Here is a 13964-nt window from a genome sequence, read left to right as displayed (position 1 = left end):
ACGAAAGAAGCGTTCGGTCCCGGAGCGCATGGCTCGCGCTCCGGGACCGATGGCTTTGGACTCCCCTCAGCGAGGGGGAAGCATCACTTGTTGATGCAGGTGTTGCCGAAGGCGGGGTTCAGCAGCCCGATCACGGAGACCGTGTTGCCGCAGACGTTCACCGGGACGTGAACGGGCACCTGAACAACGTTGCCGGACAGGACGCCCGGGGAGTGCACGGCGGCACCCTGAGCACCCGAGTCGGCGACGGCCAGGCCCGCGCCCGCGAGAACCAGCCCACCGGTGGCAGCCGCAGCAGCGACGACCTTCTTGATCATTATTCCTCCTAGTTGGCAAAGCGACCCATCTTGCGATCGCATTACCTGTAACGAGGCTGGAGTAATGAGGCTACGAGCTTATGGTCGCATTCACTCTTCCCAGTCGATTCCGTACGCGCGACCGAATATCACCGTTTCGCAGGGGTGGTTTCAGGACGCGTCGATGAAGCGGTCGAGCACCCGCACGCCGAACTGCAGCCCCTCCACCGGCACTCGCTCGTCCACGCCGTGGAACATGCCGGCGAAGTCCAGCTCCGGCGGCAGCTTCAGCGGCACGAAGCCGAAGCCCCGGATGCCCAGGTCGTCGAAGGACTTGGCGTCCGTGCCACCGGAGAGCATGTAGGGGACCGCCTTGGCGGTCGGGTCCTCGGCCAGCAGCGCGGACTGCATCGCCGCCACGAGCGCCCCGTCGAAGGTGGTCTCCACGGCCTTGTCGGCGTGGACGTCCTCGCGCCGCACGTTCGGGCCGAGGATCCGGTCGAGGTCGGCGAGGAACTCCTCCTCGTGTCCGGGCAGGAACCGTCCGTCGACATGCGCGGTCGCCTCGCCCGGGATGACGTTGACCTTGTAGCCGGCCCCGAGCTGTGTGGGGTTGGCCGTGTTGCTCAGGGTCGCGCCGATGAGCTTGGCGATGCCGCCGAGCTTCGCCAGGGTGGACTCCATGTCCTCCGGGTCGAGTTCGGTGCCGAACGCGTCACCGAGCTCGTCGAGGAAGGCGCGGGTGGTCTTGGTGACCCGCACCGGGAACTTGTGCCGGCCCAGCCGGGCGACGGCCTCCGACAGCTCGGTGATCGCGTTGTCCCGGTGGATCATCGACCCGTGCCCGGCCGTGCCGGCCACGGTGAGCTTCATCCAGTGCATGCCCTTCTCGGCCGTCTGGATCAGGTAGAGCCGCCGCTGCTCGCTCACGGTGAAGGAGAATCCGCCCACCTCGCTGATCGCCTCGGTGACGCCCTCGAACAGGTCGGGATGGTTGCGGACGAGGTGCTTGGCGCCGTACATGCCGCCGGCCTCCTCGTCGGCGAGGAACGCGAGGACGATGTCGCGCGGGGGCTTGCGCCCGCTGCGCAGCCGGTCGCGGACGACCGCGAGGGTCATCGCGTCCATGTCCTTCATGTCGACCGCCCCGCGGCCCCAGACACAGCCGTCGGCGATCTCGCCGGAGAAGGGGTGGTGGGTCCAGTCGTCCGCGTTGGCCGGGACGACGTCGGTGTGGCCGTGGATGAGGAGCGCGGGCCGGGAGGGGTCCTCGCCCTCGATCCGGGCCACCGTGGAGGCGCGGCCCGGGTGGGATTCGAAGATCTGGGGTTCGAGCCCGACCTCGGCGAGCTTCTCGGCGACGTACTCGGCCGCCTTGCGCTCGCCCGGACCCGAGTGGTCGCCGTAGTTGCTGGTGTCGATCTGGATCAGCTCGCGGCAGAGGTCCACGACCTCGTCCTCGCCGGTGACGCTCCTGGCCGTGTCCGTCTCGCTCACGTGCTTCCTCCCGGTGTCACTGCTGGTGGGTCCCCCTCATCCTCTCTCTCCCCGGCCCGCTCCCCAAGAGCCCTCCCGGCCCGTCACACGCCGTTCACGCCCTCTCGGGGTGCGGACGGGGGGTGATCGGCCACCCCGGAAAGCCTGGTAATGTTTACGTCGTCGCCGCGGGGAGAACCCGCGCGACAGACACCTTGTCCGGGTGGCGGAATGGCAGACGCGCTAGCTTGAGGTGCTAGTGCCCTTTATCGGGCGTGGGGGTTCAAGTCCCCCCTCGGACACATGAAACTGAGGGCCGCGACCGCGAGGTCGCGGCCCTCGGTCGTTGCCGCGGAGAGGTGACCATGACCAGGCGTTCCTGCCCCTGCGGGCTCCCCCAGGCCTACGAGGCATGCTGCGGCCGGTTCCACTCCGCCGCCGCTGCCGCCCCGACCGCCGAGGCGCTGATGCGGTCGCGGTACTGCGCCTTCGTGAAGGGGGACGCCGGGTATCTGCTGCGGACCTGGCATCCGCGGACACGGCCGGCACAGCTGGAGCTGGATCCGGGGATGCGGTGGACCGGGCTGGAGATCCTGGGGACGGGCGACGGGTCGGCGTTCCACTCCACCGGGATCGTGGAGTTCCGGGCGTCGTACCGGGGCGGTTCGCTGCACGAGCGGAGCAGTTTCGAGCGGGTCGACGGGGACTGGGTCTACGTCGACGGGGAGTTTTCGGCGTAGCGGGTGCTACGGCGCCAGGATGTCGAGCTCCTGGAGGGCGCCGACCGTGATCTCGCGGGTCAGCTCCTCCGCGCGGGTGGCGTCGCCCGCGCGGACCGCTTCGGCGACCTGGACGTGCAGGGTGACGGCGGCCGGGTCGGGGTCCTCGAACATCACGTCGTGCTGGGTGCGGCCCGTGAGGACCTCGGCGACGACGTCGCCGAGGCGGGCGAACATCTCGTTGCCGGAGGCGTCCAGGATGACGCGGTGGAAGGCGACGTCGTGGAGGAGGTACCCCTCCAGTTTGTGACCGCGTGAATGGGCGACCATGCCGAGGGCGCATTCGGTGAGTTCGGCGCACTGCTCGGACGTGGCGTGCCGGGCGGCGAGGCCGGCCGCGACGGGTTCGATCGCCGAGCGCAGCACCGTGAGGGAACGCAGTTGCCCGGGGCGGTCGGCGCCGGCCAGCCGCCAGCGGATGACCTGCGGGTCGTAGACGTTCCACTCGGACTTCGGGCGGACCGTCACGCCGACGCGGCGGCGGGACTCGACCAGGTACATGGACTCCAGGACACGGACCGCCTCGCGCATCACGGAGCGTGACACGTCGAAACGCTGGGCGAGTTCGTCGGTGCGCAGGACACTGCCCGGCGGGTACTCACCCGCCGTGATCTCGGGGCCGAGGGTGTCCAGTACATGGCCGTGCAGGCCCCGGCCCGGTGCGCTCATGCACTCAGCGTACGGGGTAGATCACGGAGACAAAAAGTCAGACTTATTGAGCACGACCTCTTGAATTCGTCGTACCTAATGGGTTTCAGTTGCGTCGACATCACGTGTCGACCTCGGACAGCAGACAGTGAGGCAGCGATGAACACCCCCCATGTCGTCGTGGTCATGGGCGTAGCGGGCACCGGCAAGACCACCATCGGCCCCCTGCTCGCGGCCCGGCTCGGCGTTCCGTACGCCGAGGGCGACGACTTCCACCCGCAGGCCAACATCGCCAAGATGTCGGCCGGTACCCCGCTCACCGACGAGGACCGCCTGCCCTGGCTCGACGCCATCGGCGAGTGGGCGCACGGGCGGGCCGGGCTCGGCGGGGTGGTCAGCTGCTCGGCACTGAAGCGGTCGTACCGCGACCGGCTGCGGGCCGCCGCGCCCGGCGTGGTCTTCGTGCACCTCACGGGTGACCGCGCGCTGATCGAGGACCGGATGTCGCACCGGCAGGGGCACTTCATGCCCACGGCGCTGCTCGACTCCCAGTTCGCCACGCTCCAGCCCCTCGCGGCGGACGAGGCGGGGGTCGGGGTCGACGTCGCGGGCGGCCCGGAGGAGATCACCGAACGGGCGGCGCACGCCCTGCGGGAGCTCCCCGAGCCCGTCCAGTAGCCCCTGGCGGTTTCCCCTCCCCCCTCCCCTTCTCCCAACGCAAGGGAACCCACCGTGACCAGACTCAGCGTCGAGATGCTGGCAGCGGACGCACCCGAGCCGATCACCTCGGCCGGCCACGCTCAGCTGGGCATCGCCGTCCTGGCGGGCATCGTCGTCATCGTCCTGCTCATCACGAAGTTCAAGCTGCACGCCTTCCTGGCACTGACCATCGGGTCACTGACGCTCGGCGCGATCGCCGGGGCGCCGCTGGACAAGGTGCTCACCAGCTTCAGCGCCGGCCTCGGCACGACGGTCGCCGGCGTCGGTGTGCTGATCGCCCTCGGGGCGATCCTCGGCAAGATGCTCGCCGACTCCGGCGGCGCCGACCAGATCGTCGACACCATCCTGGAGAAGGCCGGCGGGCGGTCGATGCCGTGGGCGATGGTGCTGATCGCCTCCGTGATCGGGCTGCCGCTGTTCTTCGAAGTCGGCATCGTGCTGCTGATACCGGTCGTGCTGATGGTCGCCAAGCGCGGCAACTACTCGCTGATGCGCATCGGTATCCCGGCGCTCGCGGGCCTGTCCGTGATGCACGGCCTGGTGCCGCCGCACCCCGGTCCGCTGGTCGCGATCGACGCGGTCGGGGCCGACCTGGGCGTGACGCTGGCGCTCGGTGTCCTCGTCGCCATCCCCACCGTGATCATCGCCGGTCCGGTGTTCTCGAAGTACGCGGCCCGCTGGGTCGACGTCCCCGCCCCCGAGAAGATGATCCCGCAGCGCGCCTCCGAGGAGCTCGACAAGCGCCCCGGCTTCGGTGCCACGCTCTTCACCGTGCTGCTTCCGGTGATCCTCATGCTCGCCAAGGCGCTGGTCGACATCGTCGTGGACGACCCGGAGAACCCGGTGCAGCGCGTCTTCGACGTCATCGGCGCCCCGATGATCGCCCTGCTCGCCTCGGTGCTGGTCGGCATCTTCACGCTGTTGCGGCCCGCCGGGTTCTCCAAGGAGCGGATCTCGCCGCTCGTCGAGAAGAGCCTCATGCCGATCGCGGGCATCCTGCTGATCGTCGGCGCGGGCGGCGGGTTCAAGCAGACGCTGATCGACACCGGTGTGGGCCAGATGGTCCTGGACATCTCCGAGAACTGGTCCATCCCCGCGCTGCTGCTGGCCTGGCTGATCGCGGTGGTGATCCGCCTGGCGACGGGTTCGGCGACGGTGGCCACGGTCTCGGCGGCCGGTCTGGTCGCCCCGCTCGCGGCCGACATGTCGACCACGCACGCCGCCCTGCTCGTCCTCGCCATCGGTGCCGGTTCGCTCTTCTTCAGCCATGTCAACGACGCCGGGTTCTGGATGGTGAAGGAGTACTTCGGGCTGAGTGTCGGCCAGAACATCAAGACCTGGTCCGTCATGGAGACGATCATCTCGGTGGTCGCCGGCGGCCTCGTCCTGCTGTTGTCCCTCGTGATCTAGGAGTACCGCTGCGATGACGGCTCATCCCCTCTTCGACATCGGCGGCCGTACGGCCCTGGTCACCGGCTCCAGCCGGGGCATCGGACTCGCTCTCGCGCGCGGTCTGGCGGAGGCCGGCTGCACGGTCGTCCTGAACGGCCGCGACAAGGACCGGCTCGCCGATGCCGCCGCCGGGCTGCCCGGCGACCGGGTGCACACGGCCGCGTTCGACGTGACCGACGGATCCTCGGTGGCCTCGGGGGTCGCCGAGGTCGAGGAGCGGGTGGGTCCGCTCGACATCCTCGTCAACAACGCGGGTATGCAACTGCGCGCCCCGCTGCTGGAGTTCGGCGAGGCAGACTGGCACCGGATCCTGGACACCAACCTGACCAGTGCCTTCCTGGTCGGCCGTGAGGCGGCGCGCCGGATGACGGAACGCGGCCACGGGAAGATCATCAACATCTGCTCGCTGCAGAGCGAGGTGGTGCGGCCCGGGATCGCGCCGTACGCCGCCACCAAGGGCGCGCTGAAGATGCTCACCAAGGGCATGTGCGCGGACTGGGGTCCGTCCGGCGTGCAGGTCAACGGGCTCGGCCCGGGCTACATCGAGACCGAGCTGACCCGGCCGTTGGTGGAGGACGAGGAGTTCAGCGCCTGGGTGCGGCGGCGTACCCCGGCCGGGCGCTGGGGGCGGACGCAGGACCTGGTGGGCGGGGTGCTGTTCCTCGCCTCCCCCGCGGCCGACTTCGTCAGCGGGCAGGTGCTGTATGTCGACGGCGGTATGACGAGCGTGCTGTGACCTGCCGGGAGGCGGCTGTGATGCTGGGGTGTGTGATCCACGGTCAGGGCGATCTGCGGGTGGCGGAGCTGCCGGTGCCGCGGCCCGGACCAGGTCAGGCGCTGGTCGCCGTGCGGTACGGCGGGGTGTGCGGGTCCGATCTGCACTACTGGCGGCACGGCGGGGTCGGCGACTTCCGGCTGCGGGAGCCGATGGTGCTCGGGCACGAGGTCGTGGGCACCGTCGTGGAGTACGGCGCCGACGCGTCGGGGCCGGCACCGGGCAGCGCCGTCGCCGTGCATCCGGCCACCCCCTGCGGGGTCTGCCCGGAGTGCGCGGCCGGGCGGCGCAACGTCTGCCGCGACACGCGGTATCTCGGCAGTGCGGCGCGGTTTCCCCATGTACAGGGAGGTTTCGCGGCCCGGGTGGTCGTTCCGGCGGAGCAGGTGCGGGCGCTGCCCGACGGTCTGGAGCTGCGGCGGGCCGCGCTGGCCGAGCCCCTGTCGGTCGCTCTGCACGCGGTGCGGCGGGCCGGTGGGGTGGCGGGCCGGCATGTGCTGGTGACGGGCGCCGGGCCCATCGGGTGTCTGGTGGTCGCGGCGGCCGAGGCGGCCGGGGCCGCGCACGTCACCGTCTCGGATCTGCTGCCCGAGGCGCTCGCGTACGGGCGGATCGCCGGGGCCGGGACGGCCGTACGGGCTGATGATCTTGAGGACCGCGGGTGGCCGGACGAGGTCGATGTGGCCATCGAGGCGTCCGGGGTGGCCGCGGGGCTCGACACCTGTCTGCGGCGGGTGCGGCGGGGCGGGATCGTCGTCCAGCTGGGAATGCTGCCGGCGGGGCACAGTCCGTTCGCGGGGAACCTCGTGGTGAGCCGGGAGATCGAGCTGCGCGGGGCGTTCCGCTTCGACGGTGAGTTCGACGAGGCGCTGGAGCTGCTGGCCGGGGAGCCGGCGTTCGACGGGCTGATCAGTGCGGTGGTTCCCGTGGGGGAGGCCGAGTCGGCTTTTGCCCTGGCCGCCGATCGGAGTCGGTCGTGCAAGGTGTTGTTGGATTTCGCCCCTGCGTCGTAGGGGTGCGTGTCGTCGGGCGGGTGCGGTGTGTCGTGGTTGCTCGCGCAGTTCCCCGCGCCCCCCAGGGCAACGGGTCTACGGGCGCCACAACGGGTGCTCCCGGTCCGCCCACTCTCTGCTCACCCTGCCCGTGCGCAGGCCCCTCCTGGATTCCGGGTCCGCCAGGGCCATGCCGATGTGGCCTGCCAGGACGATGCCGATGGTGAGGGCCAGCCAGTCGTGGACGAAGGTGGCGCTGGTGCGCCAGAGCAGGGGGGTGAGGTGGGTGAACCACATCATCAGGCCCGTGGCGAGCATGACCAGTGTGGCGCCGGCGATCCAGGCCGCGTAGAGCTTCTGGCCGGCGTTGAACTTGGCCGCGGGGCGGGACGACCAGCGTTTGTCGCGGTGCAGGGCCGCGCGCAGCCAGGTGCGGTCGTGCGGGCCGAAGCGGTTGAGGCGGCCGAGGTCGGCGCGGAAGGCGCGGGAGACGAGGGCGGCCAGGACGGGGACGGGCAGGGCGAGGCCGGACCACTGGTGCAGGGTGACGACCAGGGCGCGGCGGCCGACGAGTTCGGCGAGCTGCGGGACGTAGAGGCAGGCCGCCGTGAGGACGCAGACGCCCATCAGCGCGGCCGTGGTGCGGTGCACCCAGCGCTGCACAGGGGTGAAGCGGCGCACTTCCACCGTTGCCGGCGGTGTGTCAGCTCGTAGGGTCATCGTCCCGTCCGTTCGAGCGGCCCACCCACGCGTCTACGTCATAGCCGCGCTCCTCCCAGTAGCCCGGCCTGACCTCGTCGGTGACGGTGATGCCGGAGAGCCACTTGGCGGACTTGTAGAAGTACATGGGCGCCACGTAGAGGCGGACCGGGCCGCCGTGGGAGTGGCCGAGGTCCTTGTCCTGCATGCGCAGGGCGACCAGGACGTCCGCGCGGCGGGCCTGGGCGAGGGTGAGGCTCTCGGTGTACGTGCCGTCGAAGCAGGTGAAGCGGATGGCCTTGGCCGTGGGGCGCACCCGGGCGGCGTCCAGGAGCCGGGACAGGCGTACGCCCTCGAAGGGCGTGTCGGGGACGCGCCAGCCCGTGACGCACTGGACGTCGCGGACCATGCGGGTCTGGGGCAGGGCCTTGAGGTCGTCGAGGGTGTAGGTGGTGGGGCGGTCGACCAGGCCGTCCACGGTGAGGCGGTAGCTGCCGGCGTTCTTGCGCGGGACGGACGAGGCGACCGAGTAGTAGCGGAAGCCGCCGCCGTTGGGGAGCAGGCCGGTCAGGCCTGTGGGGTCCTTGTCGGCCGCGCCGCCCAGGAAGCCCTCCAGGCCGCGTTGCAGTGGGGGCGCGGCGACCACGCCGACGGCGCCCAGGGCGAGGGTGCCGAGGAAGACGCGGCGGCCGATCGGGGTGCCCCGCTCTTCGGGGTGGTCGTCGCTCACACCCTTGGGTACGTCCTCGTTCACGTACTCATTCGAACACCCGCGGCCCCGGTAGGACAGGGATCGCGGGTGCTCGTCAGACTTCCGTAACGACTTCTTACACGGGCCGCCTCAGGAGGAGGCCGCCTTGTCCAGCTGGAACGCCTCGTTGCCGAGGCCGATCCGGGCGTGCTTCTCGGGGGCGCGGGCGCGGAGCACCAGGCCGAGGACCACGCCGGCGAGCGCGGCGAGGCCGATGATGCCGGGCAGCACCCAGCTCAGCGACGAGTCGGGGCCGGCGCCGACCAGCACCTCGAAGTCCTTCACCGTGTAGCCGGCGATCACCAGCAGGGCGATGCCCGCCAGCGCGGACGTGACCAGCCGCCAGGCCTGGGCGCCCGCGGCGCCGCGGCGGACGAAGAAGACGACCACGGACAGGGACGCCGCCGCCATCAGCACGATCACGCCGAGGGCGCCGATGTTGCCGAACCAGGTGAACAGGTGCAGGACGGGCGCGGTGGGGTCGCCGGCCGGTTTGTCGTCGGCGATCGCGAAGGCGGCCACGACCACGACGGCCACGACGGTCTGGAGCAGCGAACCGGTGCCGGGGGCGCCGCTGCTGCCGCTGGTGCGGCCGAAGGCGGCGGGCAGCAGCCCCTCGCGGCCCATGGCGAAGGCATAGCGGGCGACGACGTTGTGAAAGCTGAGCAGCGCGGCGAACATGCCGGTGACGAACAGGACGTGCAGGACGTCCGTGAAGGTGCCGCCGAGGCGGGACTCGGTGAGGAAGAACAGCAGTCCGGCGCTCTGCTTCTGGGACGTGCCGACGATGGCGGAGGGCCCGGTGGCGACGGTGAGGGCCCAGGAGCTCAGCGCGAAGAAGACGGCGACCCCGCCGACGGCGAGGAACATCACGCGCGGTACCAGGACGTGCGGGCGGCTGGTCTCCTCGGCGTACACCGGGGCCTGCTCGAAGCCGAGGAACGCGGCGATGCAGAAGCACAGAGCCGTGCCGACACCGGCGCCGGTGAGGGTGTCGGGGTTGAAGGCGTGCAGCGAGAGACCTTCCTTCCCGGGATCGGCGATCGCGGCCACGTCGAAGACGACGACCAGGAGCACTTCGATGACCAGCAGCACGCCGAGCACGCGGGCGTTGACGTCGATCTTGAGCCAGCCCAGCAGCCCGACGGCGAGCGCGGCCACGAGCGCCGGTATCCACCAGGCGATCTCCACGTCGGCGTAGGTGGCGAGGAGTCCGGAGACCTCGAAGCCGAAGATGCCGTAGATGCCGACCTGGAGCGCGTTGTAGGCGACGAGGGCCACGAGGGCGGCGCCCGCGCCGGCGGTGCCGCCGAGGCCCCGGGAGATGTACGCGTAGAAGGCGCCCGCGTTGTGGACGTGGCGGCTCATCTCGGCGTATCCGACGCTGAAGAGGATCAGGACGACGCCGAGGAGGACGAAGAGCAGCGGCTGGCCGACGATGCCCATCACCGCGAATGTCGTGGGCATGACACCTGCGACGACCATGAGGGGGGCGGTCGCGGCGAGGACGGAGAGCAGCAGTCCCCCGGTGCCGAGCCGGTCGGCGCGCAGGGCGCGCTCCTGCCCCTTGAACGTACTGATGCCGCCGGAGGCGGATGTGCTCGTTCTCGAACTGTCCGTGGTCATCGGGGGAGCGTCCTCACTCTTCGAGTCGGGGGTGTCAGGCCGTGCCGAGCGCGCCGGCGCGGGCGGCGGCGAAGGCGGTGTGCGGGTCGCGGTCCGGGTACGACCAGGGCGCCGGGGTGGCGTGGCGGCCGATCCGGTGGAACAGGGCGGCGGCCTCGGCGCCCCGCCCCTCGCAGAACTTGGCGTGGGCGAGGAAGTTCAGATCGATCAGCCGCCGCGGATGCCCCTCCAGCTCCCACTCCAGCCACCAGTCGAAGGCGGCCTTCATGACCTGCCGGGCGCGACGGCCCGTCCAGTGGCCGGAGGCGGCCGGGTCGGCGGGCCCGTGCCCGGCGGCGGCCAGCACGCGGTAGCGCTCGGCGTGCGCGATGACCGGCAGGATCGCGAGCGGGGAGTCGGCGGGAGCCTGCTCGGCGGCCCAGTTGGCGAAGTCGTAGACCTCGTGCAGCGGGTCCGGGCCGGCCTCGGCGCGGCGGCCGGCGAGCCGGGCGACCATCAGATGGTGGGCGTGGTGGTGGTCGGCGTACCGGCCGCGGACGGCCTCGAAGCTGCGGACCGCCTCCTGGTCACCGCCGACCGCGCACTCCAGCATGAGCAGGCCGAGCCAGGGGGTGGGGTCGGCGGGGGCACGGGCCGCGGCGACCCGGCAGGCCTCCCGGGCGCGGTCCGGTTCGGCCTTGCCGTGCAGGGCGCGCCGGACCTGGGCGAGGGCGAGCAGCACGGCGGCGTCGGCGGACTCGGGATCGGCGAGCAGCCACTCCCGGGCCCACGCGGCGCAGGAGGACTCCCGCGCGAGGACGGTGACGCGATGGCCGCGCCGGTCCCAGTCGTCCCCGGTGCGCACCAGCAGGGAACGGGCGTTCTGCCAGCGGCCCTGCACCAGTGCGGCGCGCGCGGCCATGAGATCGGCGTCGTCGAGGGCCTCGTCGAAAGCCTGCGCCGCACGTCTGCGGCCACGGCCGAGGGGAGGCGGGGGTGGGGACACCGCGGAACTTCCTCACGCGCTCTTCTGGTGTTTCGGCTCACGGTGACAGAGGGAGCGCGGATGTGCGCATCGCCATGAACCGATCACGCACAGCCAACCCCCAGCCAATGGTCGCCGTCAAGGGCCGCCGGAGCGTTACACGCGTCAACTGCCGTTGTCTGTGAGGGTTTTGTGACCCAAGGGGCGTGAGAGGCCAGTGGGACCGTGATCGATTCATCCCTTTTGCCCGTTGTGACGTACGTCATAGCGCGGGCTGCCACCGCCCCCGACGATGACATGACGTACGGGCACGCCGGGCGGGACCGGCCGGTACAGTCGGCCCCTACGCAACCGTGACCCGACCTGACGATCGAGGTACACCGCGTGTCGGTTCTAGTTCTGGCGCTCGCTCTGGGCGCCGCCTGCTGTCTGGGCTTCGGCTTCGTCCTCCAGCAGAACGCGGCTCAGCGGGCCCCGCTGAGCGACTTCCTCTCCTTCCGGCTGCTGATCGACCTCGTGAAGGTGCCGCGCTGGCTCGGCGGCATCGCGCTGATGGTGGTCGGCATGGGGCTGGGCGCCGCCGCACTGGGGCAGGGTGAGCTGTCGCTGGTGGAGCCGCTGCTGGCGACGAACCTGCTCTTCGCGCTCGCCCTCTCCCGTAAGCAGACCCGGCAGCCGCTGGGCCGCCAGGGCTGGGCGGGCCTCCTGCTGCTGGCGGGCGGGGTGACCGCGTTCATCGTGGCCGGTCAGCCGGAGGGCGGCGCCGCGACGGCCGATCCGGTGCGGCAGTGGCTGATCATCGGGGTCATGATCGGACTCGCCCTGGTGCTCACGGCGCACGGCAAACGGTCCCGGCTGAGCTCCGGTCCGGTGCTGCTGGCACTGGCCGCCGGACTGCTCTACGGCGTGCAGGACGCACTGACACGGGTCAGCGGGCAGAAGGTCTCCGAGGGCGGCTTCGCCGAGTTGCTCACCGGCTGGGAGCCGTACGCGGTGCTCGCGCTGGGCGTCACCGGGCTGGTCCTCGTGCAAAGCGCGTTCGAGACAGCCTCCCTGCGCAAGTCGCTGCCCGCCCTGACCGCGGCGCAGCCGCTCGCCGGGATCGTCTGCGGCGTCGGCTTCCTCGGCGACCGGCTGCGCACCGACGCGGTGGCCCTCGGCTGGGAGGCCGGTGGTCTGCTCGCGGTGGTGGTAGGGATCGTGCTGCTGGGGCTGCATCCGGCGATGCCGCAGGGGGCGCCGGAGCGGGCACGGGTGGCCGCTCCCGCGGTCAGCCCGGCCTCGTCCTGACGGACCCCGCCCGGCGGGTGCGCGTGCCCTGCTTGGATGGGGGGCATGAGCGCTGCTGACGAGATCCTCGACATCGTCGACGAGAACGACCAGGTCATCGGGCAGTTCCCCCGCGGTGAGGTCTATGCCCGCGGTCTGCGGCACCGCTGCGTGTTCATCCAGGCCCGGGACGCCGAGGGCCGCGTCTTCGTGCACCGGCGTACCCCGACCAAGCTGGTCTTCCCGTCCCTCTACGACATGTTCGTCGGCGGAGTCGTCGGCGCCGGCGAGTCCTACGGGACGGCCGCCCTGCGCGAGGCCGAGGAGGAACTGGGCGTGAGCGGCCTGCCGCAGCCACAGCACCTCTTCACGTTCCTCTACGACGACGGCTCCGGCCGGAGCTGGTGGTCGGCGGTCCACGAGGTCCGCTGCGACCTGCCCGTGCGGCCGCAGGCCGAGGAGGTGGCCTGGCACGCCTTCCTGCCCGAGGCCGAGATCGAGCGACGCCTCGGCGACTGGGAGTGGGTGCCGGACGGGCTGGCGGCGTACGAGCGGCTCAAGGCGTTCCGGTCGGCCGGCTGACGCGGAGCCGGACCGGGCTCCCGGGTAGGGTCGCGCACGTGATCGAGTTCGTACGGAACGTCCGGTTGTGGTTCGCACCCGCGGAGGTCCGGGAGGACGGCGAGACGCCCGACTACCGGTTCTCGCTGGCCAACGAACGCACCTTCCTGGCCTGGCTGCGCACCGCGCTGGCGCTGATCGGCGGCGGCTTCGCCGTGGACCAGTTCCTGCCGGACCTGCGGTGGGCCTGGCGGGTCGGGCTGGCGCTCGCGCTGCTGGCCGCGGGCGTGCTGTGCTCGCTGCGGGCCGTCAACCACTGGGTGCGCTGCGAGCGGGCCATGCGCCGGGGCGAGGATCTGCCGGTGTCCCGGTTCCCGGCACTGCTGAGCCTCGTCGTCGCGGTCGTGGCCGTCGCCATGGTCGTGGTGGTGCTCGTGGGGTGGGAGGGGTGAGCGCCCCGGCCGCCCGGCGGCGCGACCCGGACCGCGACCCCGGCCTCCAGCCCGAGCGGACCCGGCTCGCCTGGCGGCGTACGACGCTGTCGGGCACCGTCGTCGCCGTACTCGCGGTGAAGACCGTGCTGCACGGCGGGGCGTCGGCGGCCGGGGTCGTCGCGGGCGCCCTGTGCTGTGTGCTCTGGCTAGGCGTCCTGAGCGTCGCCCACCGGCGTATCCGCACCCTCGCGGCCGCCGCGAGCCCCGCGGCGTTCACGCCCCGGCACGCGGTGGCCGCGGTGCTGTGCACGGTGGCGATGGCGGTGTGCGGGGCCGCCCTCGTTCTCTAGGGCCTGTCGTTCGGATCAGGTCGCAGGGAATCGACGGTGCCTCCCGACACCGGTGAGCGGGGCCTGGTGCGTGTAGCTGCAAGGCGGAGGAGAGAGGCGACGCGGAGCGTCGGTGACCGACGACAACGCCGCAGATGCGCGCACCAGGCCCCGCGTCTGCGACCTGATCCGA

Annotated in this window: 16 protein-coding genes and 1 tRNA gene; 10 read left to right on the top strand and 7 right to left on the bottom strand. The window is 71.5% G+C overall.

Annotation, left to right across the window (positions count from 1 at the left end):
* Positions 1–83: 83 nt before the first annotated feature.
* Together chpH and IO24_RS0132150 are read right to left on the bottom strand one after the other, a co-directional pair.
* Positions 84–317 carry a chaplin ChpH gene (chpH, locus tag IO24_RS0132155; RefSeq protein WP_030608446.1) on the bottom strand — a complete coding sequence of 78 codons (234 nt, stop codon included), beginning with the start codon at positions 315–317 and terminating at the stop codon, positions 84–86.
* A gap of 150 nt (positions 318–467) precedes the next feature.
* Positions 468–1793, bottom strand: a complete 1326-nt coding sequence (locus IO24_RS0132150; protein WP_031141853.1) for a M20/M25/M40 family metallo-hydrolase — start codon at positions 1791–1793, stop codon at positions 468–470.
* A 196-nt stretch (positions 1794–1989) separates the two neighbouring features.
* Here IO24_RS0132150 and IO24_RS0132145 point away from each other — a divergent pair.
* Both IO24_RS0132145 and IO24_RS0132140 read left to right on the top strand, forming a co-directional pair.
* A tRNA-Leu gene (locus tag IO24_RS0132145) sits at positions 1990–2074 on the top strand.
* A 63-nt stretch (positions 2075–2137) separates the two neighbouring features.
* Positions 2138–2512: a YchJ family protein gene (locus IO24_RS0132140; protein WP_031141851.1), complete on the top strand. Its 375-nt coding sequence runs from the start codon at positions 2138–2140 to the stop codon at positions 2510–2512.
* Positions 2513–2518: 6 nt separating this feature from the next.
* Here IO24_RS0132140 and IO24_RS0132135 read toward each other — a convergent pair whose 3' ends face one another.
* Complete coding sequence (locus IO24_RS0132135; RefSeq protein ID WP_031141849.1) at positions 2519–3220, bottom strand: FadR/GntR family transcriptional regulator; 702 nt, start codon at positions 3218–3220, stop codon at positions 2519–2521.
* A 138-nt stretch (positions 3221–3358) separates the two neighbouring features.
* Between IO24_RS0132135 and IO24_RS0132130 the strand changes: the two genes are divergently transcribed.
* Genes IO24_RS0132130 through IO24_RS0132115 form a run of 4 tightly spaced genes read left to right on the top strand, consistent with a single transcriptional unit; the run spans position 3359 to position 7159 of the window.
* On the top strand, positions 3359–3877 hold the full coding sequence (locus tag IO24_RS0132130) for a gluconokinase (protein ID WP_031141847.1): 519 nt from the start codon (positions 3359–3361) through the stop codon (positions 3875–3877).
* A gap of 54 nt (positions 3878–3931) precedes the next feature.
* Entirely contained in the window at positions 3932–5329 is a 1398-nt protein-coding gene (locus IO24_RS0132125; RefSeq protein WP_031141844.1) for a GntP family permease, read from the top strand.
* Between the two features lie 13 nt (positions 5330–5342).
* On the top strand, positions 5343–6107 hold the full coding sequence (locus IO24_RS0132120) for an SDR family oxidoreductase (protein WP_031141842.1): 765 nt from the start codon (positions 5343–5345) through the stop codon (positions 6105–6107).
* A gap of 20 nt (positions 6108–6127) precedes the next feature.
* Entirely contained in the window at positions 6128–7159 is a 1032-nt protein-coding gene (locus tag IO24_RS0132115) for an L-idonate 5-dehydrogenase (protein WP_031141840.1), read from the top strand.
* A gap of 75 nt (positions 7160–7234) precedes the next feature.
* Here IO24_RS0132115 and IO24_RS0132110 read toward each other — a convergent pair whose 3' ends face one another.
* From IO24_RS0132110 to IO24_RS0132095, 4 genes are all read right to left on the bottom strand, one after another.
* Positions 7235–7858: a cytochrome b/b6 domain-containing protein gene (locus IO24_RS0132110; RefSeq protein ID WP_031141838.1), complete on the bottom strand. Its 624-nt coding sequence runs from the start codon at positions 7856–7858 to the stop codon at positions 7235–7237.
* Positions 7842–8591 (bottom strand): molybdopterin-dependent oxidoreductase, encoded by a 750-nt coding sequence (locus tag IO24_RS0132105; protein ID WP_037668957.1) that lies wholly within the window; start codon positions 8589–8591, stop codon positions 7842–7844. The genes IO24_RS0132110 and IO24_RS0132105 overlap by 17 nt, the downstream gene beginning before the upstream one ends.
* 87 nt (positions 8592–8678) lie before the next feature.
* On the bottom strand, positions 8679–10214 hold the full coding sequence (locus tag IO24_RS0132100; protein WP_031141834.1) for an APC family permease: 1536 nt from the start codon (positions 10212–10214) through the stop codon (positions 8679–8681).
* A 34-nt stretch (positions 10215–10248) separates the two neighbouring features.
* A complete protein-coding gene (locus IO24_RS0132095) occupies positions 10249–11199 on the bottom strand; it encodes a hypothetical protein (protein ID WP_031141831.1) in 951 nt (316 codons plus the stop codon).
* 363 nt (positions 11200–11562) lie between these two features.
* On the opposite strand from IO24_RS0132095, the gene IO24_RS0132090 reads away from it, so the two are divergent.
* The 4 genes from IO24_RS0132090 to IO24_RS0132075 are packed head-to-tail and all read left to right on the top strand — an operon-like array spanning position 11563 to position 13792.
* Complete coding sequence (locus IO24_RS0132090) at positions 11563–12468, top strand: DMT family transporter (protein WP_031141829.1); 906 nt, start codon at positions 11563–11565, stop codon at positions 12466–12468.
* 45 nt (positions 12469–12513) lie between these two features.
* On the top strand, positions 12514–13029 hold the full coding sequence (locus IO24_RS0132085; RefSeq protein WP_031141827.1) for an NUDIX hydrolase: 516 nt from the start codon (positions 12514–12516) through the stop codon (positions 13027–13029).
* Between the two features lie 38 nt (positions 13030–13067).
* Positions 13068–13460: a YidH family protein gene (locus IO24_RS0132080; protein ID WP_031107873.1), complete on the top strand. Its 393-nt coding sequence runs from the start codon at positions 13068–13070 to the stop codon at positions 13458–13460.
* Entirely contained in the window at positions 13457–13792 is a 336-nt protein-coding gene (locus IO24_RS0132075; protein ID WP_031141825.1) for a DUF202 domain-containing protein, read from the top strand. Before IO24_RS0132080 ends, IO24_RS0132075 begins: the two co-directional genes overlap by 4 nt.
* Positions 13793–13964 lie beyond the last annotated feature (172 nt).

Origin of the sequence: Streptomyces flavovariabilis, assembly GCF_000725785.1 — a bacterium.
GTDB lineage: Bacteria > Actinomycetota > Actinomycetes > Streptomycetales > Streptomycetaceae > Streptomyces > Streptomyces hawaiiensis.
Note: the sequence above shows the minus strand (reverse complement) of the source record. Positions and strands in the feature narration are given on the sequence as shown.